Source organism: Lactiplantibacillus sp. DA1, assembly GCF_032681335.1.
In the GTDB taxonomy this organism is placed as follows: domain Bacteria; phylum Bacillota; class Bacilli; order Lactobacillales; family Lactobacillaceae; genus Lactiplantibacillus.
Genome location: NZ_JAWHTQ010000003.1, coordinates 103,722 through 130,328 on the forward strand (window position 1 = coordinate 103,722; position 26,607 = coordinate 130,328).

Annotated in this window: 21 protein-coding genes; 6 read left to right on the top strand and 15 right to left on the bottom strand. The window is 42.9% G+C overall.

Features of this window, described 5'->3' with window-relative positions:
• Positions 1 to 169 precede the first annotated feature (169 nt).
• A complete protein-coding gene (locus RXV91_RS05545) occupies positions 170 to 1,411 on the bottom strand; it encodes an MFS transporter (RefSeq protein WP_316439040.1) in 1,242 nt (413 codons plus the stop codon).
• 99 nt (positions 1,412 to 1,510) lie between these two features.
• On the opposite strand from RXV91_RS05545, the gene RXV91_RS05550 reads away from it, so the two are divergent.
• On the top strand, positions 1,511 to 2,422 hold the full coding sequence (locus RXV91_RS05550; protein WP_316439041.1) for a helix-turn-helix transcriptional regulator: 912 nt from the start codon (positions 1,511 to 1,513) through the stop codon (positions 2,420 to 2,422).
• A 354-nt stretch (positions 2,423 to 2,776) separates the two neighbouring features.
• Here RXV91_RS05550 and RXV91_RS05555 read toward each other — a convergent pair whose 3' ends face one another.
• The 3 genes from RXV91_RS05555 to RXV91_RS05565 form a co-directional block, all read right to left on the bottom strand.
• Positions 2,777 to 4,027 (bottom strand): MFS transporter, encoded by a 1,251-nt coding sequence (locus RXV91_RS05555; protein ID WP_003644782.1) that lies wholly within the window; start codon positions 4,025 to 4,027, stop codon positions 2,777 to 2,779.
• A gap of 106 nt (positions 4,028 to 4,133) precedes the next feature.
• On the bottom strand, positions 4,134 to 5,429 hold the full coding sequence (locus tag RXV91_RS05560) for an ectonucleotide pyrophosphatase/phosphodiesterase (protein WP_316439042.1): 1,296 nt from the start codon (positions 5,427 to 5,429) through the stop codon (positions 4,134 to 4,136).
• A gap of 131 nt (positions 5,430 to 5,560) precedes the next feature.
• Positions 5,561 to 6,391, bottom strand: coding sequence for an alpha/beta hydrolase (locus tag RXV91_RS05565; protein ID WP_316439043.1), 831 nt, complete (start codon positions 6,389 to 6,391; stop codon positions 5,561 to 5,563).
• Between the two features lie 174 nt (positions 6,392 to 6,565).
• Here RXV91_RS05565 and RXV91_RS05570 point away from each other — a divergent pair, with 174 nt between their 5' ends.
• A complete protein-coding gene (locus tag RXV91_RS05570) occupies positions 6,566 to 7,285 on the top strand; it encodes a UTRA domain-containing protein (protein WP_316439044.1) in 720 nt (239 codons plus the stop codon).
• Between the two features lie 385 nt (positions 7,286 to 7,670).
• Here RXV91_RS05570 and RXV91_RS05575 read toward each other — a convergent pair whose 3' ends face one another.
• From RXV91_RS05575 to nrdD, 7 genes are all read right to left on the bottom strand, one after another.
• The gene (locus tag RXV91_RS05575; protein ID WP_316439045.1) at positions 7,671 to 10,109 is read right to left on the bottom strand and encodes a collagen-binding domain-containing protein; all 2,439 of its coding nucleotides are present in this window, start codon (positions 10,107 to 10,109) and stop codon (positions 7,671 to 7,673) included.
• 481 nt (positions 10,110 to 10,590) lie between these two features.
• On the bottom strand, positions 10,591 to 10,833 hold the full coding sequence (locus RXV91_RS05580) for a cytochrome b5 domain-containing protein (protein ID WP_316439046.1): 243 nt from the start codon (positions 10,831 to 10,833) through the stop codon (positions 10,591 to 10,593).
• 528 nt (positions 10,834 to 11,361) lie between these two features.
• The gene (locus tag RXV91_RS05585) at positions 11,362 to 11,895 is read right to left on the bottom strand and encodes a PTS glucose transporter subunit IIA (protein WP_316439047.1); all 534 of its coding nucleotides are present in this window, start codon (positions 11,893 to 11,895) and stop codon (positions 11,362 to 11,364) included.
• Between the two features lie 491 nt (positions 11,896 to 12,386).
• Entirely contained in the window at positions 12,387 to 13,517 is a 1,131-nt protein-coding gene (locus RXV91_RS05590; RefSeq protein ID WP_316439048.1) for a GGDEF domain-containing protein, read from the bottom strand.
• Positions 13,518 to 13,532: 15 nt separating this feature from the next.
• A complete protein-coding gene (locus tag RXV91_RS05595) occupies positions 13,533 to 14,213 on the bottom strand; it encodes an EAL domain-containing protein (RefSeq protein ID WP_316439049.1) in 681 nt (226 codons plus the stop codon).
• A 203-nt stretch (positions 14,214 to 14,416) separates the two neighbouring features.
• Positions 14,417 to 14,998: an anaerobic ribonucleoside-triphosphate reductase activating protein gene (gene nrdG / locus RXV91_RS05600; RefSeq protein WP_316439050.1), complete on the bottom strand. Its 582-nt coding sequence runs from the start codon at positions 14,996 to 14,998 to the stop codon at positions 14,417 to 14,419.
• Positions 14,931 to 17,153: an anaerobic ribonucleoside-triphosphate reductase gene (gene nrdD / locus RXV91_RS05605; RefSeq protein WP_316439307.1), complete on the bottom strand. Its 2,223-nt coding sequence runs from the start codon at positions 17,151 to 17,153 to the stop codon at positions 14,931 to 14,933. Before nrdD ends, nrdG begins: the two co-directional genes overlap by 68 nt.
• Before the next feature lie 448 nt (positions 17,154 to 17,601).
• On the opposite strand from nrdD, the gene RXV91_RS05610 reads away from it, so the two are divergent.
• The 3 genes from RXV91_RS05610 (at position 17,602) to RXV91_RS05620 (ending at position 19,778) form a co-directional block, all read left to right on the top strand.
• Positions 17,602 to 18,078 (top strand): hypothetical protein, encoded by a 477-nt coding sequence (locus RXV91_RS05610; RefSeq protein ID WP_316439051.1) that lies wholly within the window; start codon positions 17,602 to 17,604, stop codon positions 18,076 to 18,078.
• A 198-nt stretch (positions 18,079 to 18,276) separates the two neighbouring features.
• Entirely contained in the window at positions 18,277 to 18,687 is a 411-nt protein-coding gene (locus tag RXV91_RS05615) for a peptide deformylase (protein ID WP_316439052.1), read from the top strand.
• An 89-nt stretch (positions 18,688 to 18,776) separates the two neighbouring features.
• Positions 18,777 to 19,778, top strand: coding sequence for an FAD:protein FMN transferase (locus RXV91_RS05620; protein WP_316439053.1), 1,002 nt, complete (start codon positions 18,777 to 18,779; stop codon positions 19,776 to 19,778).
• 1,011 nt (positions 19,779 to 20,789) lie between these two features.
• On the opposite strand, the gene RXV91_RS05630 is transcribed toward RXV91_RS05620, so the two are convergent.
• The 3 genes from RXV91_RS05630 to RXV91_RS05640 form a co-directional block, all read right to left on the bottom strand.
• On the bottom strand, positions 20,790 to 21,794 hold the full coding sequence (locus RXV91_RS05630; RefSeq protein WP_316439054.1) for a tRNA-dihydrouridine synthase: 1,005 nt from the start codon (positions 21,792 to 21,794) through the stop codon (positions 20,790 to 20,792).
• Between the two features lie 165 nt (positions 21,795 to 21,959).
• A complete protein-coding gene (locus RXV91_RS05635; RefSeq protein ID WP_021731016.1) occupies positions 21,960 to 22,154 on the bottom strand; it encodes a hypothetical protein in 195 nt (64 codons plus the stop codon).
• A 310-nt stretch (positions 22,155 to 22,464) separates the two neighbouring features.
• Complete coding sequence (locus RXV91_RS05640; protein ID WP_316439055.1) at positions 22,465 to 23,616, bottom strand: LPXTG cell wall anchor domain-containing protein; 1,152 nt, start codon at positions 23,614 to 23,616, stop codon at positions 22,465 to 22,467.
• Positions 23,617 to 24,176: 560 nt separating this feature from the next.
• Here RXV91_RS05640 and RXV91_RS05645 point away from each other — a divergent pair.
• Positions 24,177 to 25,073, top strand: a complete 897-nt coding sequence (locus RXV91_RS05645) for a LysR family transcriptional regulator (RefSeq protein ID WP_316439056.1) — start codon at positions 24,177 to 24,179, stop codon at positions 25,071 to 25,073.
• Between the two features lie 62 nt (positions 25,074 to 25,135).
• On the opposite strand, the gene RXV91_RS05650 is transcribed toward RXV91_RS05645, so the two are convergent.
• The gene (locus RXV91_RS05650; protein WP_316439057.1) at positions 25,136 to 26,515 is read right to left on the bottom strand and encodes an SLC13 family permease; all 1,380 of its coding nucleotides are present in this window, start codon (positions 26,513 to 26,515) and stop codon (positions 25,136 to 25,138) included.
• Positions 26,516 to 26,607 lie beyond the last annotated feature (92 nt).

Consider the following 26,607-nt stretch of genomic DNA (forward strand, 5'->3'; position numbering starts at 1 on the left):
TAAAATTTGGCACTATCTCTAAATAATTTGACCTGAACATTAACGGACTAATCATTTAAAGAAACATGCTTATATTTCAAACGCTACTCAAAAAGCATTTTAGAATACTATTTCTTTAATGAGCAGTCTCACCTTTCGCCTATATACATATACCAATTTTGTATGTTTTTTAAATATTTTTATTCAAAGGCATACTATCACCATGATGCGCCATCACTGCCCAAATCAACGCCAGCGCACTCATACCAATCACTAGTGAACACGCCGCCGTTGCACCAACTAAGTTATATAGTAAGACAATACCAACGCTACCAACTGGTGCGGCCAACGTCACAATCGAACTGATGGTTCCAAAAACCGTACCCGTTAAGTGTGGATCAATTTGTGGCATCATAATGGCGAACATCTTCGGATTTAGTTTGCCACTCATGAACCCAACCGCAAACATGCCCCCAAGAATCAGGAGCAGCCGCGGCAATACCAATAAGATCAGATACGTTACCATTGGTGCTAAAATCGCCGCTAGCAACAATTGAAACAATGAGAACCGATCAAACCAAGTATTTTTAGTGATGCCACCTAACACACTTCCAGCAACAAAAATCACGTTGACCATTAAAATCGCTGCTGAATAACTCACGTGCATGCGGGGGGCCAAGTCAATAAACATCAAGTTCAATATTGCATCACTGCTCATCGTCGCCACGTTTAAAATCATCAGAATTCCCAGATAACTCACCGCTCCCATCCCAGTCGTTGTCATCATCACCCGTTGAATCACGGGCCAGACCCGATCATGTCGTGGTTGAACAGCCACTTTGGGTGTCGTGCGGATTGCTGAACGCCCCACCAATAAACAAATTGCCGCTAAAATAAAGGTCAGCGCGTTAACGACTCCGGCTAGCGCGTAATTCTGCCACCATGCAATAATTAGTACGCCCAACGTCTGCCCTAATGGTTCAATGATCGTACTGACACTCGTATTAATTCCCATCACTTGTTGGCGATCATCAGGCGTAACACGGTCTTGAATAACGATTGTCAAGATGTTGCCACCATAGCGCCCCAGCAAGTCTGAAATGAAGTTAATCGCTACGACCGTGTAAAAGATACTGGCAGTTCGTCGATTGATAATTAGGGCCAACACAAGATATAGCCCTGCCTGAATGAGCTTGGTGCTAATCAGCCAGTTAGTCTTCCGACGTGTCTGGTCGGCTAATCGGCCTGTCAAGCCCCCGAACACGTAAGGAACGACCGTCACAATTGAAACTATCGAAACAAACCAATGTGGATCAGGAAAATCTTTAGCATACGTCAGTAAAATGATATTGAACAAGCTCACACCCAACGTTGTGAAGAAGTTCGCGCTAGCAATCGTTTGAAGTGTCCGATTCTTTAAAAGAACACGCATTAACCCATCTCCCATCAAGATAATGACCTTAGCTTACCCTCAAATACCGTGATACAATTAGTAAGTAGGTTGCATATATGCCACATTAAGGAGAATGCGATGACAACAATCGGAGAAACCATTCATCAGATTCGGTTAACGAAGGGCTTGACCCAAAAAGAAGTGTACAGCGGCATTATCTCACGTTCATTTGCTTCGCGCTTCGAAAGCGGCGCCAACGATATTGGCGCCAGCAAGCTCTTTGCAATTCTGGATAACTTGGCCATTTCAGCTGATGAGTTACGATTCATACACCAGAATTATCAGCCATCGTCGTACGACCAAGCCTTTTGGACCATTCGTCACGCTTACGAAACACAGAATTTTCCCGTCCTAGCAGCCTGGATTCGCAACCATCAACACAGTCCCCACGCCTACGAACAACTTATTGCCAGCTACGCCAGTATTCTGTTGCTATCCTATGACCATCGTTCAATCGGCGTCACAACCGCAACCCAGCCTGCTTTTGACCATCTTCGTCAAGCCAAGACTTGGACCTTGCAGGAACTAAAATTGGTACCCGTCTTGATTCCAATCATTACTACCGTCGACGGCCTAGCCGCATTAGCGCCACTAACGACTCATATGGAGGCCAATTGTGCCCGTTATCAAACGGCTTGGGGTGATCCCTTTCACGTTAGCAATGACTTACTTGATTTTTATGGCTCTTTATTCCAAGGAGAATTGAACTTTCATGATTTTCAATCGGCCAAAAAACTGCAAACAAAGTTCGCTGCCATCGACAGTCATCAGTTAAATTGGGATGGCCGTTTGAGCCAGCAATTCTGGTCGGGCATCTGGGCCCTCTACTTTGGCGACTGGCAAACTGGCAATCAATTACTTGATGAAGTTGTCGCCTTAGAAGCACATCATCACCCGCGGATTGATAATACGTTATTTGCAATTCGTAACGTTCGCACTAAGCAAGCCCAAACTTATCGACAATCAAGCCCTCATCATGATCATTTTTAACAACGAAAGCCTGTTCTCATACCTGGCATAATTAGTCGCCAGTAATGAACAGGCAATTTAGTTTTAAAATGCCTTGCTAATTAACCGAACTGAATCAAAACTTACCAACGATACTTATTTTGCTCTCATCATGTTAATTAACGCGGCAGTCTTTAAGGTCAAAAACAAATAACCGCAATCACTAGGAAGGTATTATTTAGTTTTCAAATTGTGAAAGTCTAATCGTAAGTAAACACAACCAATAACCCAAAGTTACAACAAAGACAGTAGCCATAATCATATGGTCAACGATCCAACAGTATGTATAAAAAATGACATTGAAAAGTTTCAATGTCATTTTTGCTTAGTATTTAATTAAACCGACTTTGTCTGATTCAAATGCGGCAATGCCAAAAAGATCACTAACCCGACGACAAACAAAATGCTCAATGAAGCGGCACCAATCGTCGATTTACCCGTCATTTGAGTCACGATTCCAACTAGAACGGGGCCCATCACGGCTGAAAACTTACCGAGAATGTTGTAAAAGCCAAAAAACTCACTCCCACTAGTCTTAGGAATCAAACGACCGAAGTACGAACGACTGAGCGCTTGAATCCCGCCCTGACTGGTTCCAACTAGTATGGCTAAAATCCAAAAATCCGTCGTACTATTCAACCGCAACGCGTACAAGCAGATACCTAAGTAAATAATAATGCCAAGCAAGATGCCCGTCCGGGTCGACGTTTTATTCGCTAACCACCCGTAAAGTAGTGAAAACGGAAACGCGACTAGCTGAACAACCAGCAAGACAATCATCAACGTGGTCGTCGTAATTCCCATATCCATCCCAATCGAAGTTGCCATTGTAAAGATCGTGTCGACTCCATCAATGTAGAAGAAGTACGCCACCAAGAACCACGCCGCAGCGCGATAATTCCGGATGTGTTTCAAAGTCGACCATACCCGTTGAAAACTTGAACGCACCGGATGCGCACTGGGTGCTAACGCGTACTTTTGGTGAACGTTTTTCAACAAAGGAATGTAAAAGATAATCCACCACGCAGCGGCTAAGACAAAACTCCACCGCGCGACCCCATAGCTTGATAATTGACCAAAACCACTGGTTAATTGTAAGACCAAGAATAAGATAAACGCCAAGACACCACCGAGATAGCCAAACCCATAACCATATGACGACAATCGATCCATCTGATCGTTTGGTGCCACGTCAGTCAGAAAACTGTCATAAAACAGATTACCACCGGAATAACCGATAATTGATAAAATATAAATACCTAATAGCCACTTCCAGGCACTAGTCGGGGCAACACTCAGCCCTAGCGTCATCACCATTCCAAGTATCGAAAAGATGTTGAGCATACGTTTCTTGGCATGGGGATAATCTGCTAGTGCACCTAGGACGGGCGCCAAAATCGAAACTAGCAAGGTTCCAATACTATTGGCATAACCCCAGTAAGCTGTTGCATTAGCCGGCGTCACACCGCTACTTTGGGCAACTGCCTTAAAGTAAACGGGTAGCACCGCCGTTGTGACAATAATGCCATAGCCCGAGTTGGCCCAATCGTAAAAGATCCAACCCCACTGCTGTTTATTAAATTTCATTAAGTTACTTCGCGGGAACCTCTGATCGTAACCAGAGGCGGAATAATCACTAACCATATGATGAGTGATACTTCAGTCCGCCCGCTTTTCCTTTCTCTCTTTTTATCTAGGCCTTAAAAATCTCATCGAGGCATTGTCCTGGCATGGGCTCATCGAAGTTCAATCCGAGTAGTCGAGCAAAGGTTGGTGCTTCATCGACTAAATTGGCCGTTTCAATTGTTCCACCAGCTTTGACCGCTGGCCCATTGAATAACAGCGTTGTCTGGTAGTCAGGCTTAGTTGGATCATAACCATGGACACCATGATAGCGGTCCGGTTGACCGAGTGTTGCTGGATGAACAGGCTCAACCACTGCTGGCCGCCGACTTTCATCAGTAAAGTAATAGCCTTCCTTCGCTTCAACCATCAGCGCACAAGTTGGATCAGCACCACGTAAAGCAGCTGCATCACCGGTAATAATGGTTTCAACGCCTTCCACTTGACTGATCAAAGTCTTTAGTTCATCTAACTGATCAAATCCTGGACGAGTATAAATGTACGTTGACCCATCCGCCGTCTTCGCCATCACGGACCAGTCATCTTCAAACGTCTGATCTTGGCGTGGCGTTAACCACCCCTGTTGAGCAAATAACGTATTTAGGTGAATCATATGATCAACATTGATTTGATAATGATCACCTAAAATGACAAAGTTGGTATCTGCAAACGTCCCCGCGGCTTTAGTCGCATCAATTAACTGGCCCACGTGACGGTCTAAGCGGTGTAAAGCTGCCATAGCCTCATTGGAACGCACGCCATAGCGATGACGCATACTATCCATATCTACTAAGTGAATCATCGTTAGGTTCGGCTTTTTATGGGTCAAGGTATCAACAGCACAAGCCGTAATAAATTCATCTAACTGTGGTTGTTTAATGCCGTTGCGTAAGTGACCGTATTTATGGTTCATTTCTAGTAAGAACAGCGGTGAGCTCGCTTTCAATGAAACCAAAACTTGATTCGTCCAAATGCGGTTAGGAAAGATTTCGGCAAGGTTATATGTAATCTTGCTGCCGGCCGTCACTGGCCACAAGAAGGCCGCCGTTGTTAACTTTTGCTTGCGCGCCAAATCATATAATGTCGGAACTTGGATATCCTTTTGGTACCAGTACCAATCTGGTGATCGCCGAGTCGGCTGTAACTTAGTATTGTTGACAATACCGTGTACGCTTGGATATTGCCCCGTAATAATCGTGGTGTGCGACGGGTAAGTCAGCGTTGGGTAGATTCCCGTCACTGACTTGACCCAAGTACCACCAGTCATTAAACCATTCAGTACAGGTAATTCTGCTTGGTGTTCCCGTAAATCCCGGAACCCTAGTGCATCTAAAGAAATAATGACTAGGTGTTGATTCGTTGCCATCTCAATCGCTCCCTCTTGATAAGCTTATTCGTATTATTATACCGCAGATAATTAAACGGTGTCAGGATCGTTGACAAAAAATGGCAATCAGTTGACCGCTTGTCAGTCTACTGATTGCCACACTGATTATGTCAAAAAGTACCCGCTAATAACGATTGTTCTTGTAACCATCGTAGTGCGAGCTGCGGCCAGATTGCCGCTTGCTCATTCAAGTATTTAGCTTTACCAGGCTTCTGCGTCACATGATCGGCCAGCGCTAAACCGTGAATCCCGCTACCAAACAAATGATACGCGGTTGCAACGTGATACTGTAACAACGCCTGCACATATATTAACGAATTTACGGGTGGTACTAATTCATCCGTCACCGTTTGCCAGACAAATGCGGGCTTGCTAGCTGCCGTCACTAACCGCTGCGCAGCCCACAAATGGTCATCGGTTGTAATTCGCTGCCGTTCCGCGGCGGTCATGGGAAAACCAGCTGTCAAGTCAATTACCGGATAACCGAGGACAACAGCAGCGTGCTGGCCCTGATAACGATCTAAGTGATAACGTGCTCGTAAAGCAGGTTGAGTTGCAACGCCATTATAAGTTGCGACCACGTGTCCACCAGCCGAAAAACCTGCAAGAATAATCCGCTGGCAATCAACATGGTGAGCGGACGCTTTGGTGGTGATCCAATCAATCGTTGCAGCTAATTGCTGTAACGCCCCTGGATAGACCAGTAGATTTCCAGCAACTAATTGATAATTTAAGATGACCGTATGCATTCCAGCAGCCATCATCCGGGTAGCAATTGGCGCTTCCTCGCGTCCAGAATGATAAGTAAAGCCGCCGCCCGGACAGATAATCATGACAGGATAATCGACCGTCGTCCCAAAGTCACTGATCTGGTCTAACCAATAGGCAGTCACTTGAAAAGGATGTTCCGCGGTACTTAATGTACATTGTTCAACTCGCATATGGTTTCCTCCTACTCCCGTATTACCGATTTAATTTCGATTTTATTATAGAAGGTTGCTAGAACGATTGTCAATTTTATTCGAATAAATATTAATATTTATTCGTTATTTTAGTTTTTGGCAATCATTATTTGTTATAATTAAATTAATCACATGATGGTCGGAGGCATTCAAATGGGTAGTCAAACATTCAATGAAATCTATGACATTTTAAGAGAACGTATTCTAACAGGTAAATATAGCGTTAAAATGCGTCTTCCAATTGAAGACGCATTAATAACAGAATTTGATAGTAGCCGCTATGCGGTTCGTAAAGCCATTGCTCAGCTGGCAAAAGAAGGCCTGGTTTATAGTGTTAAGGGCCGTGGCGTAGTCCTACTGGAACATACACCACAAACACAACAATTCAATCTGGCCTTAAATAATCTTGACGGCCTACAAAGTCTCAACGCAGAGCGGCATCTTGATTATCAGACTGAGGTCGTTGCTTTTCACCAGCAAATTGTGGATCAAGCTCTTAGTGAACACACCGCCTTTGAGGTCGGTATTCCAGTATATGCCATCCAACGCGTCCGAATCGTTGATGGTATTCGCGCCGTTCTTGATATTAACTATTTCAATGCACAACGTACGCCTACACTGACTATGGCGATTGCTAAACACTCAATCTATCAACATTTCAAAAAAAACGGGCTCAAAATTGCGGTTGTTAAAAGAATGCTTCGTGTCGAAACCGCAACTGAACTTGATAAAGCACAACTAGCGCTCGACGATAACAACTGTATCGGTAACATGATTAGCATCGCCTTTAATGATGAAGGTCGGCAATTCGAATACACTGAATCGCACTTCATTCCTAACAAATTCAATTTCAACGAATTAATTCGTAATTAAACATTACTAACCCCAATTAACTGGATGAGCATTAACATCATTCAATTTTTAGCCTACGCCCACTTAACTTTAGGCTGATTAACTTAGTTGACGAAAATAATCCGTAAATAGATTTCAACATACCATCAATATACATTCGAATAAATATTGACTAATATGCTAAAATCTTTATAATGATTATTATAAATACTAATGGGGGTTAGTATTTATACCACGTTTAACTAGTGGCGCATTTGGGGTCAAGGAATTAGGTCGGTCATGGAGTAGATAGAATTGAGCGTCACTAGGCCAATTTGGTTTAGTGACTTTTTTAGTTCAAAAAAACTGTCGGTTCGCTAGGTTACCCTCGTCAAATCAACAGTTTTTCAAAATATTATTCTAGTTCTTAACTCTGCCGCTTCCGTCGGCTGACAATCGTTGCACCTAACACCAAAGTGCTAGCTAATGCGATACCCGCCAAACTAATCAACTGATTAGTATTTTCACCAGTCTGTGGTAGCGATTGGCCTTGAGCAACCCCTAACGCAGCAGCAACCTTAGTCCGTAAGGCTTGTAATTGTGCAACTAACACCGTATTGTGATGAGCCTTGGCCCGCGCAATTGCTTGATCAATCAAGTTAATCAGGCTGCTCTCATCCTTGATCTGATTACCGACGACTGCTTCCTTTTGAACTTCTTCAAATGCCGTTTCTAATTCAGTCACTGTTTCGTCCGTGACCCAGTCTGATGTAACTTCATTTTTGACTTCTTCTTCGATTTGGTCAACAACTTCATCAGGAATCACACCAGCTTCAATTTCATCCTCAATGTCATCTTCAAATTCTTCTTCGGCCTCTTCAGCTTCGGTTTCATCTTCAATATCATCAAAATCAGGCATTTCAATATCAATGCTTGGATGAACTGGCTTTTCATATTCTAGTTCCGCTTCGTCACCATCGCTTGGCATTTCAATATCAATGCTTGGGTGGACTGGCTTTTCATATTCCGGTTCCGCTTCGTCACCATCGCTTGGCATTTCAATATCAATGCTTGGGTGGACTGGCTTTTCATATTCCGGTTCTTCATTGCCGCCATCACTTGGCATTTCAACATCAATCGTTGGCGGTACTGGCTTATCGTAGTCTGGCTCAGGTTCTTCGCCATTGCCGTTGTCACCAGGTTCTTCACCATTGCCGTTGTCGACATTATCCTGTAAATCCCAACGGTGCGTTTCCGCTCGCACATTGACTTTATTGGCAATTAAGTTGCCATCTATATTTTGGTTTGCATCAATTTCTGCCGCCGGGGCTAAAATACTCCCTTGGAACGGACGATCCACGCTAATTACACCGCTAGCCAGCTTGTCAGTCGCAGTTGAATCGTAAAAGTTCCAAAGCAAATGGTTGTCACCAAAATCTTCAGTTTCTTTATTGTTACGTTCCGTTCCATCATCATAGATAACTTTAATTTGTGAATTAACCTGATAAGTTGCTGCTCCAGCTGTATCAACATTAATAATCACCGTATGACCATCAGCATCAGCTGACAGTCCTTTGATCGTCAAAGGCGTACTCGTATTTAAGACATCTGCTGACAGATTGATCACAATATGACCATTCGCATCAGGCTGCATGTCGGTTACATCAATAACCCGTTGATTCATATCTTCAAAACTATCGCTAGTATAAGTTACATTAGCTGGCTGTTCGCTGAGACTTGTACTCAACTTTTCCAACTTAGCAAACTCTCCATCAAAATCAATATAAACATTGCCAGCTTTATCTTGATAAACTTCAGATGCTAATAGATGATCGATATAGACACCGTTGACCATTGGCCGATTAGGATTCGAAACATCGATATCGATATTCTCACCAAAAATAACTTTATTACTCCGCGTTTCACCAGCTGAAACAAAAGAACTACCAGCAATATTACTAATATTTTGAATATAAGAAATATCTTTATCCAATAATTCTTCAATAATGTTTGTCCCAAAATTAACATTGCCGACCAAGTTCTGAACAGCAATATTGCCATTGGTATGTGCATGTAATTCAGCTTCACGTGCAAAAATATGGAATTGGGACGAAATACCGAGCATGTTATGTAAATCAGGGTAGTCATCCGTCACGTTACCACCATCGGCAACGGCGTCATTAGTTTGCGTTACTACTTGTGTCAACGCCCTCGCAGCCGTTTGCGGGCTAACTATTTTATCAGTTGTGGTCGCAGTTGTTTTAGCTACTGCAGCGGATGTACTGACATTAGTCGTTTGAGTTGTCACTGTATTGGTATTTTTCTGATCAGTCACAGCATCCACGGTTGCTGGCTTAGTGGTTAATTGATCACTAACTGTGCCAGCCACCGTATTAGCCGTAGTCTTGGAACTAGTATCATTACTCGTGGCGTCAATTGACTTTGTACTTACGTTAGTCGTTATAGTCGCATTAGTCTCATCCGCCTGACTCGTAGTACTTGCGTTCTTAGTCGAATTTGAATCAGCACTGGCATCCGCAGCCACTGTCGAATTAGCAACCGAACTAGTCATGACCGTGGAATGCTCAGTATCCTTACCAGCCAAAACCGGTTGCTTTTGACTAGCCGTATCCGTGCTAGCTTGCGAGGAACTCTTAGTTGCTGAAGATTTTAACGTCTGTGTTTTAGTTGTAACTGATTTAGTTATAGTTGAACTCGTTGAGTTTGAGTCTGTTGTCGCCTCAGCCGCCCCATCATCGGCCTTGGCCATAAGCGTTGTTGTCCCTAACGTTAAAATTACCGCACAAGCAAACGCCCACCGCCGACCAATTTTATACATTTTAAAATGCGTCCGTTTACGTTCCATCGTTAATCCCACCTAAACATAGTTTATTAACTTTCCTTTAATTCAACTCTATTTTCACTCTTTTACATAGAACATTCAACTGTTTATATAATTTATTTTATATGGCTGTATAAACAATAAAGCCCTAAAAACAATTGTATAAACAATCACTGGGGTGTCTGACACTTTGACAAAGTACGTTTTTACTATTGATTCGATAAGCCTGATTACAACTAATACTGAATCATGTATTTCGATGTTTACACTTTTATTTTCATAAACACAACTTAATACCATCATTTGGCCTAACGCTATCGTTACCATCAAAAAACCGACATTACTGAAATTCGCTTTCAGTAATGTCGGTCCAGTATGTTCATCTTATCAGCCACATCTGCTTTTAAACGATGATCCGCTAACAATTAATTTTACACTAGTAGCTACTTAATAATTGCCTTACTGCTAACAAAAGACTGGTCTTGTTCAACAAGTCTTCAATACCTTAATTAGTCACGTATTGACCAACGACATTCAATCCCGTTAGAACTTTACGACCGTGTGGTGATTTGGTATCAATAACTGCGGTTAATTCTTGCCCAGCAAGATTACCATGATGCTTACCGCCAGCCCATGCTGCAACCCCCGTTACATCATAAACGACACCATCAACCGCAACGTATGCGGGTTGACCATCTTGACCATTATATTTGGCTAATTCAGTTTGATTAAACGTCGTTGTATCCATACGAATCACTCCTTCACAATTTATCGTCATAATAAACTGGACTGCCAAGTAAAAGCAAGTGATTTGTTCGTAAACCAAACAATTAATTCTACCTTAATTTAACGCGACGATAAAACATTGCCAAAATAGTTATACCCCCACAACCATTTTGGTAAACTTGGCCTAACCTTTGACCGTCGTAATTTCAATTTACCAAGTGATTACAATAACTGCTATTGATTTAGGCACCACCCGGTATTATTTCACTTATGGTAACAGTTGTGCTTATAAGTCTGCCAAAACTTAATCGCTGACCAATTACTGCTACACTAAACTGCTTATCTTAATACCTTATAACATCAGCGACGCCATACCTACCAGTACGACGACCTTGTGAACCAGTACTGATTTAAAAATCCAGCACTGCCCCTAACTGCGTTATTACAACGCACACCTCAGCCACTACTATCCAATAAATGGACTGCGTCGAAGCGTGACGTCTAGACACACCCCGTATCTAGAAACGTCGATTGCTCATTATCAAAGAAGTTAATCTAGTTGAGGTGGCCCAATCGTCGCCACCCGGTGATTACCGGCCATACTTGTTGTAATCCCTGAAATAACCGTCCCCGTTGGATCAACATGATTACTGGCCGCCAATAATTGTTCACGAATTCGTATAACGGCATGTCTGATTGTCAATGCAACTGTTGTTGTTGATAGTCGGCGACGTTGTGCCAGTATTGACATCACTTCGACCAGCATCTGACCGGCAACGACTTGGTCACCCGGTCTAACTTTAAACTTAAATGTAGGCGATTCCAAAACGCTTGTCAATTGCCCAATCCGCAACCAGCCTACTAGCCCATTAGCTGCGCAAAATCCAATTAACCGTTGGTCAACCGCAACTGCTGTAATAACCCCAGCAAAGGGGGCAACGATTTGATCCGTTGCTGGTAGAATTTGCTTTCTAAAACCCAGTAACCCATATAAGTGAACCGTATTGGCCAGGGTCGTCACATTAATGACTTGACGTTTAACCGGTGCAACGACGGGAATTAATGAGCTAATTGTTACTGGCACACTTCTCACTTCCTTAATATTTGAATTGCTACTTATCCGTATTTAAATAACCTTAACAAACGTAATACACAAAACTTGTCCTTTATCTATGTAAATCAATTAGTTTAAGTCGTTGATTGTTATCTTCACACCATAAACCATACCATAATTAAACTAGAATACCAGCATAATTAACAGTTTTAACCAAGGTTTACATTTGTTAGCGTTCATTTGTAAACTCAATTAACGAACGATGCCCCTAATTAGCTAGTATCATTGATTAATACCACCAATATTTTCCTAGGTTCGTATTTATCTCTAGATTAACGAATGTGTCAATAGTAAGTTATCAAATATTTCGACTTACCATTCGGTCTGACTGACAAGGCCAACTTACGCTTGAAACCTGGCAAGCACTGCTACAATTAGTTGCAAAAAATGAGCTATCAGAATTTAATCTGCTAACTCATCTAGTTAATACTATCATGCCTTTTTCAAGGTTAAAGACTTAGCTACTCAAAGGTCACGCGCATTCGCCCATGCCGCTTTGAAAAGTAGAGGTTTTGATCGACCCGATTATAGAAATCAACCGGACTACCATCAGCTTGATGTAATGTGGAAACGCCAACGGAAATCGAAACAACAATTTCTTGATCTTCGTACTTAATAACAAGGTGATTGACCGCGTCAAAGACCTGTCGAACAATTACTCGCGTACTAGCTAAATCATATCCAGGAAACAACACGTTGAATTCTTCTCCGCCCGTCCGATAAAGCTTGACTTTCTCATCATTCGCTTCCAAAACAGTCTTGACTGTTGCGGCAACTTCCTGTAAGACTCGGTCGCCGGCTAAATGTCCGTACGTATCATTGACTTGTTTAAAATGATCAATATCAAACATCATCATCGAAAGGTTGAGGTTATTCTTAGCACTGTCATCGAACAAATACTTAATGTGTTCCGTATAAGCCGCAAAGTTCTCCGTTTCAGTTAGCGCATCATGGCTAGCAAATTGTGCCAACCGCAACTTGATTTCACTATCCTGCGTCAGCATATTAACGTAAGCATACAATAGACCAGCAAAAATCATGAGGTATACATATTCTTGTAAGGTAGTATCCCAATCCAATGAATACTTGGTTTTGATTAGCCACCACAGAAAACCGCCATAAAAAGCTATCGCACCATAGTAGTATAGCCAGGAATGTTTATGCTTAGGCACCCACAGCCGTAAATAGTTCATACTCCAGAAAAATAGGACGAAGACTACGGCATAGCCCCACGACTCCCAAAAAAAGATGGAACGATCAAAAACCATGTACAGTATGACTACCGGTAACAATGAATAATACGGCATTCGAATATTCAAGAAAAATGAGCAAAATACCACGGCAATCAAGTGAAAGTTGACAAACTCCCAACTATCCGCTTGACCAACGACCGACAGTTGCATGACAAATACGAAGGTCAGCATGTAAATCACACCATGCCAAGCATTGACCGTATCATCATCAATATTAATATGTCGGGCGTGAAGCCAAGTCGTAATCCAATTATAAAGAACCCAGTAAAGTGTCAACACTCCTAGTATGAAGAAAATGCTCGTTACGAACGGCGAAATCCGCCAATTAGACCATGTCATCGTAAGAATCCTTTCCTAGCAGCCGCCATTCACTAACTGACGACCATCGTCGACTAACCGCGGTTTTCCATAATAATAGCCTTGGTGCCATTCAACACCTTGCTTTTCTGCCATCTTTTGATCCCCCAGGTTTTCAACACCTTCCAGAATAAACTCTAAGTGATAGGCGCGAGCAACATCCCGCCAAAAAGCTAATTCTCGTGGGATACGGTCTGCTTGCCCACTCATCCGCAGGTTTTGCATTGCAAACTTGATTTGATCAATAAATGGTAGCGCGTGTTGAATGTTCTCAAACGTGTTCGAACCCGTACCAACATCATCAATACTTAACTTGATGTCATGTTGATGAAAAAAGAGGCTATATTTTTGAATCTCAGCTAACGACGAACTTTCCGTTAATTCAATTGTTAGCGCAGCAGGATTCAAGCGCTTCTTTAAGTAAATAATCGTGCCTAACATGAGGTCGTCTTCAGCTTGTTGCCGATTTAAATTAAGCGCTAAAACTTGATTAGTTACCTTAGTCTGCAACTGACTAGCAAGTTGTTCTAGAAGCTTGGCCTGTTTATCTAATGATAATTCAGTAAATGATTTGGGAACGGCCCACTGACCATTCATCTCTTTACGTAGTAATAATTCATAACCAAAAACAGCTTTTTGGCTATGATCAATTTGGGGTTGAACAAAAAAACGATACATTCATAAAGCCTCGCTTTTAATGATTTATTTATGTCAATATAAATTGATGACTCTTGTAAAGTATAACCGCTTTTAACTAAAATATCGAGACATAGTTGCACACTTTAATTAAAAAAATTATTTCTAATTATATTTAAGCCTTATATCAGCCACGACAAAAAACGTTGTGACCACCACGTCACAACGTTTTTTTGATTTCGATATTATTTAACCAACTTATCCCAGATGATAACTTTTCCATTTGCTAATGACTTCGGAACGTCGATAATTCTTTGATTAGAGCTCCCCCGAAATTGTAGGGAAAGATCCATCTTATCTTGCAAAAATCGTCCGTCCACTAAAATATCAATTAACGATAACATTTTAAGTTTATCTTCAGACTCTTGCTGTAGCTCGTTCCACGTGTACCCTGACCACGACCAAATATCTTTCGTGTGACCAAATTCTGCACGCACCCGTTTGCAAATTCGAATTCCTACCTGAGTATTTAGAAAGGGTTCACCACCGAGCAATGTTAACCCTTGTACATAGTCCTGACTGAGATCCGCAATAATCTGATCTTCTAGCGCTTGTGAATAAGGCTGTCCATAATGGAAATTTTGAGCAGCCACATTGTAACAACCGGGACAATGAAACGGGCAACCACTTAGGTACAGGCTACACCGGACCCCCTCACCATCAACAAAGTTAAATGCCTTATAATCAGCAACGTATTGTTCACTTAAGTCCTTTGCTAACCATTCTTTGGGCATCGGATTGTTTGGTTCTTTCGTAACGCGCGGCATTCTTAATCATCTCCGGAGACATATTTTTAGCACGGGACGCGATTTCCACGTGACGGCCGTGAACCATTGGCCGTTGTTGTGGATTTCCTAAATAACCACACGTCCGCTTAACAACATCACAATATTTAGGGTCGTGATTACCGCACTCAGGGCAGACAAACCCACGGGCAGTCGCTTTGAACTCTCCCTTAAAACCACACTTAAAGCACTGATCAATCGACGTATTTGTTCCTAAATAACCAACATGATTATAAGCCCAATCCCAGACGGCCTCCAAAGCTTTCGGGTTCTGTGTCAGGTTAGGGTATTCACAATAATGAATAAAACCACCCGATGCATATTTGGGGAACCGTTCTTCAAGCGTCAATTTGTCAAATGGCGTCGGATGCTTACGAACATCGTAATGAAAACTATTCGTGTAATATTCCTTGTCAGTAATATCTGCGATGCGACCAAACTTAGCAATGTCATCACGGCAGAACGTATCAGTCAATGATTCGGCTGGCGTCGAATATAGGCTATAGTGATAGCCACTCTCAGCTGCCCATTGTGCACATTTGTCACGTAAAGCTTTCACCACAGTCTCAGCAAATGCCAATGCGTGCTCGTCATGTTCCCAGTTAGGACCGAAAAAGGTTGCGCATACTTCGTAAATACCAATATATCCTAATGAAATGGTCGCCCGCTGGTTTTTAAAGAGCTCATCCACATTACCACCCGCCGGTAGTCGTTTACCAAAAGCACCGTACATGTACAACAATGGCGCATTTTCTGGCTTAGCTTCCTTGGTTCGTTCAATTCGGTAAGCCAACGCTTCATGACAAGTAGCCATGCGTTCTTCAAAGATTTCCCAGAATAGTTGTTGATCGCCGTGTGCCGCCAACGCAATCCGCGGTAAATTGACCGTCACAACACCTAGGTTCATACGACCAGAATTTACTTCAACCCCGTCTTCATCGCGCCATCCTTGTAGGAAAGATCGACAGCCCATCGGGGTCTTAAAACTCCCTGTTAGTTCCTTGATTTTGTCATACATCAAAAGATCGGGGTACATCCGCTTCGTTGAACATTCAATTGCCAATTCCTTAATGTCATAATTGGGATCATCAGGACTCAAATTTAAGCCCCGCTTCATTGTAAAAATCAACTTAGGAAAAATAGCAGTACGATGCTCCTTACCCAGCCCTTTGATTCGGATTTGGAGAATGGCCTTTTGAATTTCGCGTTCAATCCAACTAGTCCCGAGACCGAAGTTGACCGTCGTAAAAGGCGTTTGGCCTTGTGATGAATACAAGGTATTAATCTCATATTCTAACGCTTGCATCGCATCATAAATATCTTTTTTAGTTTTAGCCTGCGCATAAGCTTCGCGTTGATCAGCTGCCACCCACTTTTCAGCATCAGCCATATGTTTTTGATAATTGATTGCCGCGTAGGGGGCCAATAATTGATCGACTCGATTGGCAGAACAGCCACCATACTGTAAAGAAGCCACATTGGCAATAATCTGTGCCATTTGTGCCGTGGCCGTTTGAATTGACCGTGGCGAAGCAACTTCCGCATTGCCAATCTTATAACCATTCTTGAACATACCGTCAAAGTCAATCAGACAACAGTTGGTCTCAGGAGTTACTGGCGAATAATCCAGGTCGTGCCAATGAATATCACCACGCAGATGAGCCTTAGCAACGACATCTGGTAACATCTTTAACCCCATCGCCCGACTGGCAGCACCAGCCTCTAAGTCCCGCTGTGTATTAAAAATGGTACTATCTTTATTTGCATTTTCATGCACTACGCTAGCATCGCGCTCAAACAACTTTTTAATTCGTCCTTGAACATTCGTTGCTGCTGCGAAACGTTGCTGTTCAGCCTCAAAATAATTCTGATAAGCTTCAGCCGCCGTCGTTAGCCCCTGAGCATTCAAAATCTGCATCACCGTTGTCCGCAATTCCCGCGTATCAATACCAGTTGCCTGTTGATAATGCGCAACCAGCGCCTCCTTGACAACTCGTACTTCATCTTCAGTTGCCAATAACTGTTGTAAGACAAAGTCAATTTTATACGGATGAAACTTTGTTTGAGCTCCACCCCGCTTGGTAACAGTCAGTGACCGTAATTGGTCTAATATATCGTTAGTTGTCGTTGTCAGCATCTTAATTCCCCACTTTTCAAAGTCATTGATTGAATACAATTGATAGTGCGTTCTGTTTGAATCAATACTATATATAGTAGCTCATTTTTATCAACTTGCCCATGGCTTAATTCAACTGACATAATCAGTTGTGTACGCCAAATCGCTTTGGTCACCCGTTTAGCACGCCATGCGAATATTAACAAATTATTTTTTATGTCATTTTTGAATTAAAATAAGAATATTTAATCAATCTCATTAACTACCTGGTTAACATTGACATACCTTGATTTCAAAATTTTTCATTGCGCTTAAACCGTATTTTAATTCGTTAAAAATTAAGCTGAACACAACCAAATTGTTGCAGACTAATTAACTTATGACTATTTAGTTTAACTCCTCCAACGTATTCGCTATAATAATATTAAGTCCTCATTGAGGGATGTGGGCATCGGAGGAGAGAATAATTATGCAAAAAATACGGGGAATGATTGGGGGACTGTTACTGGTCGGACTACTTGCTGGTTGCCACTCTTCAACCAGTGATACATCATCAAAAACAGTTCAACCAACGCCGTCTAAGATTAGTGCTGTCCGCTCAGTAACGACCCACGATTTTTTAGGCCGCTGGGTCAGCGCTAATCCAGCAATAAGCTTATATTTGAATACTAATCATCAAATTGCTTGGTTTCAAGATGGATACGCACCAGTTCATCGCCACGCAAATCTGGCACTAAATGATACCCAAGCAACATTTACAATTGATCATGATGTTGTTAAGTTGACCCTGAACAACGCTAATAGCTTGACTCTGGACTATCAAGGAACCAGTATCACACTGATCAAGGACCCTAACTGGCACCCTAATCACAGCACCATCCCCACAACAACCAATGAAGCATTAAAATCGGGGACCTTAACACCAACAATTAAATTATCCTATTAGAATAAGAAAGCTGCTATCTGGCACACATGGTTATGTGCCGTTAGCAGCTTTTTATCACTAACGGTCTAGCAAACAACTTGCTTCTGTGAACTACGCTCCCTATAATTAAACTAATAAAATAACTTAACATGGTCTGCCAGTTAATATGCTCCATGACAAACTAGCACACCATCAATAACTACAATGGAGGAACGTCAAATGATTCGACCTATTGTGCATGACCCTGCTGCCTTGAGCATCCCCGCCGAATTGGCGACACCGGCGGATGCTCAGGTCGTGACCGATTTACTTGATACCCTTGCCGCCCACACTGATAATTGTGTTGGAATGGCTGCTAATATGATTGGTGTTAACAAACAAATTATTGTCGTTCAGTTGGGGCCCTTCGCCGTTGTGATGATTAATCCGAAAATTGTTGATCAGCATGGGGCCTATGACACTAAAGAAGGCTGTCTATCCTTACCAGGTGATCGCCCAACTAGTAGGTATCATCAGATAACGGTAAAATACAAGGATCAACACTTCAAACCCCAACAGCAACGATTCAATGACTTTACGGCTCAAATCATCCAACATGAGTTGGATCATTGTGCGGGAAAACTAATTTAACCCAACAATTCATCTGATGACTAGTATCGAAATGAGCTTTGTACAGTTTGCTGAACAAATTGATATTTATGAAAGATAGGACTGGTATCATGACAACTTTAGCTTATAACGGTGAATCGGCTATCCCGGCATTCGCCCAGCAACGTCAGCACCAAGCGCACCATGCACTCGGTACTGATATTGATTTAACCCTCTTTGGTAGTGATAGTGACCATTACCTGCAGGCGGCTTGCCAACTTATTGACCATTATGAAGACCGCTTAACTGTCAATCGTACCGCCTCGGAAGTTATGGCAATCAACCACGCTGCTGGTCAACACCCAGTTCAAGTGAGTGCCGCCACCTATACGCTCGTTCATCAAGCTGTTGCGCTCAGTCGGCAGAACTTTGGCTTCAACGCACTCATTGGACCGCTAGTTAAGCTATGGCACATTGGCTTTGATAATGCTCACGTACCTGAACAACCAGCCATTAATGAACGTTTAACCTTGACTGATCCCAATCAAGTCAACTGCAATGATAACGACTTTAGTGTCTATCTCAAAGTTAAAGGGATGGAACTTGATCTCGGTGCGATTGCTAAGGGCTACATTGCTGATCGCATCCAAGATTACTGGGAATCATTCGGACAACGGGCCGGTATGATCAATCTCGGCGGTAATCTACTAATGGTCGGTACTTCCCCCTTGCACGCTGATGGTCAATGGCGCGTTGGCATCCAAGATCCCACTACTGATCGTGGCAACGCCATTGCCAGTGTCACCATTGGGCCTTGTTCGGCTGTTACTAGTGGCATTTACGAACGACACCTTGAATTTAATGGACAGTCCTATCACCATATTTTGGATTCTAAGACGGGATACCCACGACAGAACGATCTTGAAAGTGTCACTGTTTTTTCAAAGACTTCTATTGATGGTGAAATCGAAACCACCCGACTCTTCTTTGCGGGTCAACCAATTCCGGGCTGGGCGGCCAACCGTTCTGATATTTACGGTGCTATCTTTGTTACTAAACAACGTGAGATTCAGGTTGTTGGCCTTCCCACTGAACGGGTCACCTTACTTGATAAACGATTTACTTTAATTTAAATCCCAAAAAAATAAGCGAGTCGCTTCAAGAAAAGTCTTTCTTGAAATGACTCGCTTATTTCAGCGGTGCATACACTATGCATTATGCTTGTTATTATTTAGTATGAATCATGATTAAACCATGCCCGTTAGTTGGATTACTATTCGTCAGTATATGCGCGCCCTATGCCGACCTCCGAGGCTGGGTGCCAATTGCTGGAACGTAGCCGACGTCGATTTGAGCTAACGCCCAACCCGCGTCATCTCAAATACGAGTCTTATTCTAAGCCGGAAGAAATTCGCTTCCAGCTAAGAATAATTTGGCTACTGAGCATTGTCCCCCAGCCCCTCCGGTCTAAAAGACTGTGCGGGGCCACGGGTTGAAGCCGGGCACATTTCGGTAGGCCGCTCGAATGGCTGATAAACAATCACGCTCCTTGATACAATTGATTGTGGAATATTTGTTGTGTGGAACTTTTAGCTAACCATGGCATTAGTCTGAATCTACTGGTTTGAAACGCTTAAATATTAGCATGGCAACTAAAAAACGAATAGCTGATTGTAGTTATTGCCAACCCTAACAATTGCATCTTAAGCTGTTGCTGTATATGAAACAACGACTAGTTTAATTAAAGTTGAGACCATCAATAACTGCATTCAAATACAATCCCGGCTGGAAGGTATTTCTGACAATGCTCAGTGGTGAAATTCCACTTAACAAGCGTCTTTGGCTTGGTTAGTGGAAGACCAGTATTTGAGACGTGGACTTCGGCTCAAATCTGCGTCCACCACGTTCCAGCAATTGGCAGGAATGCCTGGAAGCCGGCGTAGGAAGTACTAATCAAGTGATTTTTCGCTAAATTGCACGGTTTTCAGCTGGTAGCTTTTAAACTTAGAAATAGCCATTTTTAATCATGATTCATGACAAATTAACTAGCACAATGCATATACACGATATTAAGCTTTGCCACTCTGCAAAAATGCTAAAACGTGCCCTGAGTTTACTTGTTTGTTCGTCAACAAGGATTCGTTCTAATCCGTTGGTAACGCTGCCTCTAACCGGTCAATAATCGCTCGCACGTCGTCAGTCGTCTTAGTTTGCATTAATTCATTACGCAATTCAGCTGCGTGTCGCATCCCACGAACATAGATCTTAAAAAAACGTTGTAGTGGCGCAAAGTGGCCCTGCAAGCCTAAGCCAATGAATTGATCATATAAATCAACCTGATAACGTAGCAACTCCAGCATGTCGCGAGTTGAATGATCCTGTGGGGTCGCCTCAAAAGCATAGGGGTTTTGGAAAATACCGCGTCCAATCATGATACCATCAACACCAGGATGGGCTTGGGCTAACTTCACTCCAGCTTGGTAATCCAAGATATCCCCATTAATTTGCAATAGTGTCGCTGGTGCTAACGTGTCACGCATCTGAACTAAATTATCAATTAATTCATAATGAGCCGGCACTTTGCTCATTTCCTGCTTAGTCCGCACATGAACGGTCAGTACTGGCACCTGTTGTTGTAGCAAAAACGGAATCCAAGTCTCATATTCATGCACGTCATCAAAACCTAAGCGCGTCTTAACACTGACAGGAAGATCAGCTTGTCGAGCACCTTCAATCACTTCTTTGGCCCGGTCAAAATGTCGAATTAAATCACTCCCACTGTGATTCTTGATGACGGCCATATCCGGACAGCCCATATTGATATCAATCGCTTGATAACCTTGACGTTTTACCTCATACGCAGCTTTGGTAAAATCCTCGCCACTATTACCCCAAAGTTGGACAATGGGGCGTGGCTTTTCAGTCTCATCAATGTATAATCGACCTCGTGTCGTAAACTTAGCTTTCGGGTGGGTAATGCTCAACGCATTCGTAAATTCAGTATAAAAAACATCTGGTGCTGTGGCGCGCATCACAACGCGGCGAAAAACGGACCCCGTCACAGCTTCCATAGGCGCCAAACTGAAAAACGGTCGCTGTTCTGCCTGTGCTTTGGCCGCAATCCGTTGCCAATATGCCGACTGCGTCATAGTTAGTCATTCCCTTCTAAATAGATAATCACTTAACCATAATAGCGATGTTCCACGTTGAAGTGCAAGTATTTTGGTGGTCCACCTCAGGCTATTGTTAAAATATTAGCCAAAATAAAAGTCCGGCCACGGCCGGACTGACTAAAATAGCTCAAATAATTAATTTTAATGAATTAAAAACAGTGCCCACATCAATAATCCGATTACGAGTACTAGGTTTAAAAATTCCATCCGCAAATCAGTCAATTTCAGTGAGCTGAATGAGATACCGGCAGTCGTATCCATGTATCGGAAGAAAATCCCACTTAAAACTAAACCAACCAATAATACAAATAGAACCATCATTCCCGTCATCATCATCACAAACTCAACTCCTTATTTGATAAAATTCTACGGCTTTTCAAAACCATGTTTATGGTAGTCCAGTGACCACTTTCAAGCAAGCATTTCCGGCCGAAAAGCCGGCGTTCTTAGCATTTTTTTATTAACTAAACGAGTCCGCTCATTACACTCAAAAAGTCCTTTCAGGAACCATTAAAATTCCGAAAAAACTTTTTAATTATGAACGATAAGTTACTTACTCAGTTTCGACGACCAAACTGATTAGTCATGATTTTGGCCCACCATCATCGCTTATTTAACTCTAGTACCGTGCATACACATTTTAACGTTAATCAGTCGTCTGATGACGTTGCCGTTGCCTGCTGAATCCTAACAAACTAGTAGCCGTTAACAATATCAAGCCCATTACCGTCAACGCACGGTTCGTCTGTTCACCAGTTTGTGGCAAGGTAGCCGGTTTGGCTGAAACGCGCGGCTGCGCTCGCTCAGTAACCGGTTTGGCCACTACCGGGTTAACTGTCGTTCTTAAGGCTGGGATTGCTTGGCGTGACTTAGTAACCACTCGATATGGTGTTGATGTTGTAGTTAGCTTGGCTGGTTGCAGTGACTGGTTGCCCACTGCTCCTCGATGAGTCGCTTGGTTAGCGGCCGCAGACGTGTCAGTGGCACGATCAGCCACTGGTTGTTCACTCACTGGTTGTTCAATTGCTGGCTGTTCACTCACTGGTTTTTCAGTCGCCGCTGTCAATGCCGCCAAAGTCTGGGCCCGCGCCGTCGCTAACTGCTCTTGGGCCTGAGCTAAATCCCGTTGGGCCGCCGCTAGCTTAGTCTTAGCAGTAGCAACCCGCTGAATCTTAGTCATATAACTGGCTTTAGCCTGATCAACAGCTGCTTGTGGCAGAATGATATCATAGTCAACTTGCGCAATTTGATAATCACGAGTCGAACCACTGACTTCCATCTTCGCATTAACTAACTCTTCCTTAGCCGCACTAACACGCGTATTGATTTTATCAAGAGTGGACTGCGCTATTTGTAACGTTTGCTGGGCAGCCTTTAACTTAGTCTGCGTGGTTTGTAACGTCACCTTATTAGCGCCGCTATTATCCTTATCAAAGTTACTTTGGGCCGTCTGCACAGCGGTTGCTAACCGCGTCGCTTCGGCTTGCGACTTAGTAACCGCAGTTTGTGCGGTGGTCTGTCCTGATAATTGTTCAGTCAATTCTTTTTGTGCCTGAACTTGGCGTACCATTGCTGCTTGTTTAAGGGCCCCCATGTGTGCCTGAATCTTTTGATTCTTTGCTAAGATTTTATTGGTTGCATCTAAATTTGCTTGCGCTGCTGGCAACGCATCCGTTACTGTAGTTAATGCCGTACTAGCCGTTGTTAACGCTTGGGCTGCTAGTGTTACTCGGTTGCCTGCAGCCTTAACTACCGGACTGTTTTCAACCTGACTTGCAAGATTACCCACTGGCGCCACTTACCTTACTTGCTTGGTTTGCGTCGTACCAACGGCGGCGTGCACCGCGATTGCTTGACCCAAGACTCCCCCAGTCAACATCGTAATCCCCATCATTACTCTAAGCGCTTTTGACATGCTCAACCAATCCCCTTTTACAAAGTATTGTCCAGTCCATGACCAGCGTCCTGATCAAAAATAACAGCCACTGGAACCCTTTCATTTTGCCGGATTCGGTACCAAAAGCAAGTAAAATTAGCTATTCCACTTCTTCATAATTACCAACCATTCGCCAATTTCTAATTACAACACTAACATTATTATATCTGCTCAGAATTAGTCAGTGTCACGGCACTAGCTCCCATCTATGATCGAGTCACGACTCATAATCATTAGCACTAGCAACTGTTCATCGACACCACAATTTTATTAACGACCCATTCCCATTAAAAAATATAATTAATATTTTGATTACCGTAACTGCCCCATAATATTCATACTAATTTATACCATTGCTTAATTAGGCTGTCCTCCTAATCGGTGTTAAAATAGAATCTAACCTAAAGAAAAGTGTGACTGCCATGACCATTAATGACCTCCAAGCATTTGTGATGGTGTACGATTTACGCCACATTTCTAACGCTGCCGTCGAACTCCACTTATCACAATCAGAATTATCCAAACGAATGCGCGCCCTCGAGAATGAACTTAATATCAAATTACTAGATACACACAACAAACGTCGCTTACAAATCACACCAGCTGGTGAAACGTTTTATCATCACGCGCATAAAATGATTACTGATTACGAGACCATGATGCACGATTTGGCACCGAACCGACCAACCACGTTTGCCAACCTGATCATTGGTGCCATCCCAATTTCAGGTCAATATAATATCGCCAAAAAAATTGCTGCTTTTGACAATCAACATCCCGATACCGCAATCAAAATTATCGAAGATGAAGGCGATCAAATCGTTAAGCGTTTGCTGAACGGTGAACTGCAAGCGGCCATTATTCGTGACACTCAGACGACCCAACTGCAACCCACCGAATTTCAAAAGCAGCCACTACTCGCAGATGAACTAAAAATCATTCTGCCGCGTGATCACCCCTTAGCTACCCGACCTGTCATTCGGATACAGGATTTGGCCAGTCAAAAAATCGCTACTTTACCGCCAGGCTCTGGTGTTTACGAACCTATTAATGCACTTTTTACACGTCAAGGAATGACCCCACAATTTTTCTTTGAAAGTACACACATCGAAACGCTCTTAGGTATTCTCAACCACAATAACGTGACCTTTTTATTTAAACAGTCGGTCCTTCCATTCATGACGGAACACGTGGTTATGCGCTCACTGGCTATCCCGTTTATCAGTCAACTGAACTTTATTTATCCCCAGCGTGCGGGTAATCAATTACTGACTGACTTGATCGACTACTTGACCGTTCAGACTAACCAGCAATCCTAAAAAAACCTCCTTTCCAACCGACAGATTAGCCGTTTGAAAGGAGGTTTTTAACACTGATTCGCTTATGCTAACCCAACTAAATGGAACCAGAACATTTCAACTAACGCGACGACAAAGACAACCGCTGTCAGTGGAATTCCTAAGCGCATCACGTCTTTTTGTGTGTAACCACCACCAGTATCGGGGTCACTCCCAACTAAGACAGCTAGGTTATGGAACGGTAAAATATAGTGTAAGTTCGTTACTGAGAAGACTAATAACGAGACGGCCAACGGTGAAATTCCCATGTGGGCTGTCGCTGCCACGAAGGCCGGAATCGTAATCCCCATTACCGCAATAACTGAACCCATGAACATGTGGATAATCATAGCGAAGACGGTAATCACAATCGCTAATAAGTAAATATTGGTTGGTAAATTGCTTGGAATCAAGGTCTTAGCAATCCAGTTATTCATACCAGTTACACCACCGACATTCCCAATCGCAATCGCCGAAGTCAAGAACACGAGCACGTTTACGGGCACGCCTTCCCACGACTTGGCTGTTAAGATACCACCCACGACTGGAAGACTCATCATCAGCGCAACGATTAACGTTAACCAACCAACATCCAAGCCAGTGATACCACTCGTTAACCAAAGTGCAATCGCAATGATCAACCAAATAATCGTCCGAACTTCCTTCCCCGTCATACCACCTAATTGGGCTTGTTGTTGCTTTAAAGCTTCAACGTCAATATGAACTTCTTGACTAGGCTTGAAAAGGAATAAGAAAAGAAACATCGTTAAGACGGCCGCAATAATCATTGGGACACCCATGTAAATGAAGTAAGAAACGAAGTTGACGCTCTGACCAGAAGCTTGTACGGCTAGCGGATTCAATGATGTATCACCAGTATAGAATACTCCCGATAGTGGACAGGATGCTGCAAATACTGCTAGCCCTAATTTAGCCAAGTCGCGTTTCGGCATCTTCGCCGTTTCTGCGACCACCGTAATGACAGACATAATCATGAAAGCCCGTGGCCATGGATGAGGAATCAATAGTGCTAAGATAAAAGTCAGTGCAAAAATCGAAATCACAATTCCTTTCCAACTACGCACAAACTTAATAATGAATGCGTACGCGATTCGTTGGCCCAGTCCAGATTCATTAACTGCACCGGCAATCAAGTACGCCCCAATCACAAGCCACATAATCGAACCGGTCCATGCCGACGAGAAAACCTGGGATGGCGTCGCCACATTCATAATAATAAGTAACATTAAATAAATCCCACCAACGAACGCGGGTTGCGCAATTTGGGTGGCCCACCAGACGACCGTCATCAAACTAAGCGCCAAATCTATCTGACCCTTAGCTGATAAGCCGGCAATCGGTAGGAAGTAAATAATAGCAAACACAGCGATTCCGCTGAAAAAGCCAATCGTTTTCTTGTTCACGAGGTAAATGCTCCCTTCATTTTGACAGCAAAAAAGCCCCCCGACCAGCACACTTCCGTTGGTCTGGCGGCTCCTTGCACTATTAGAAATTT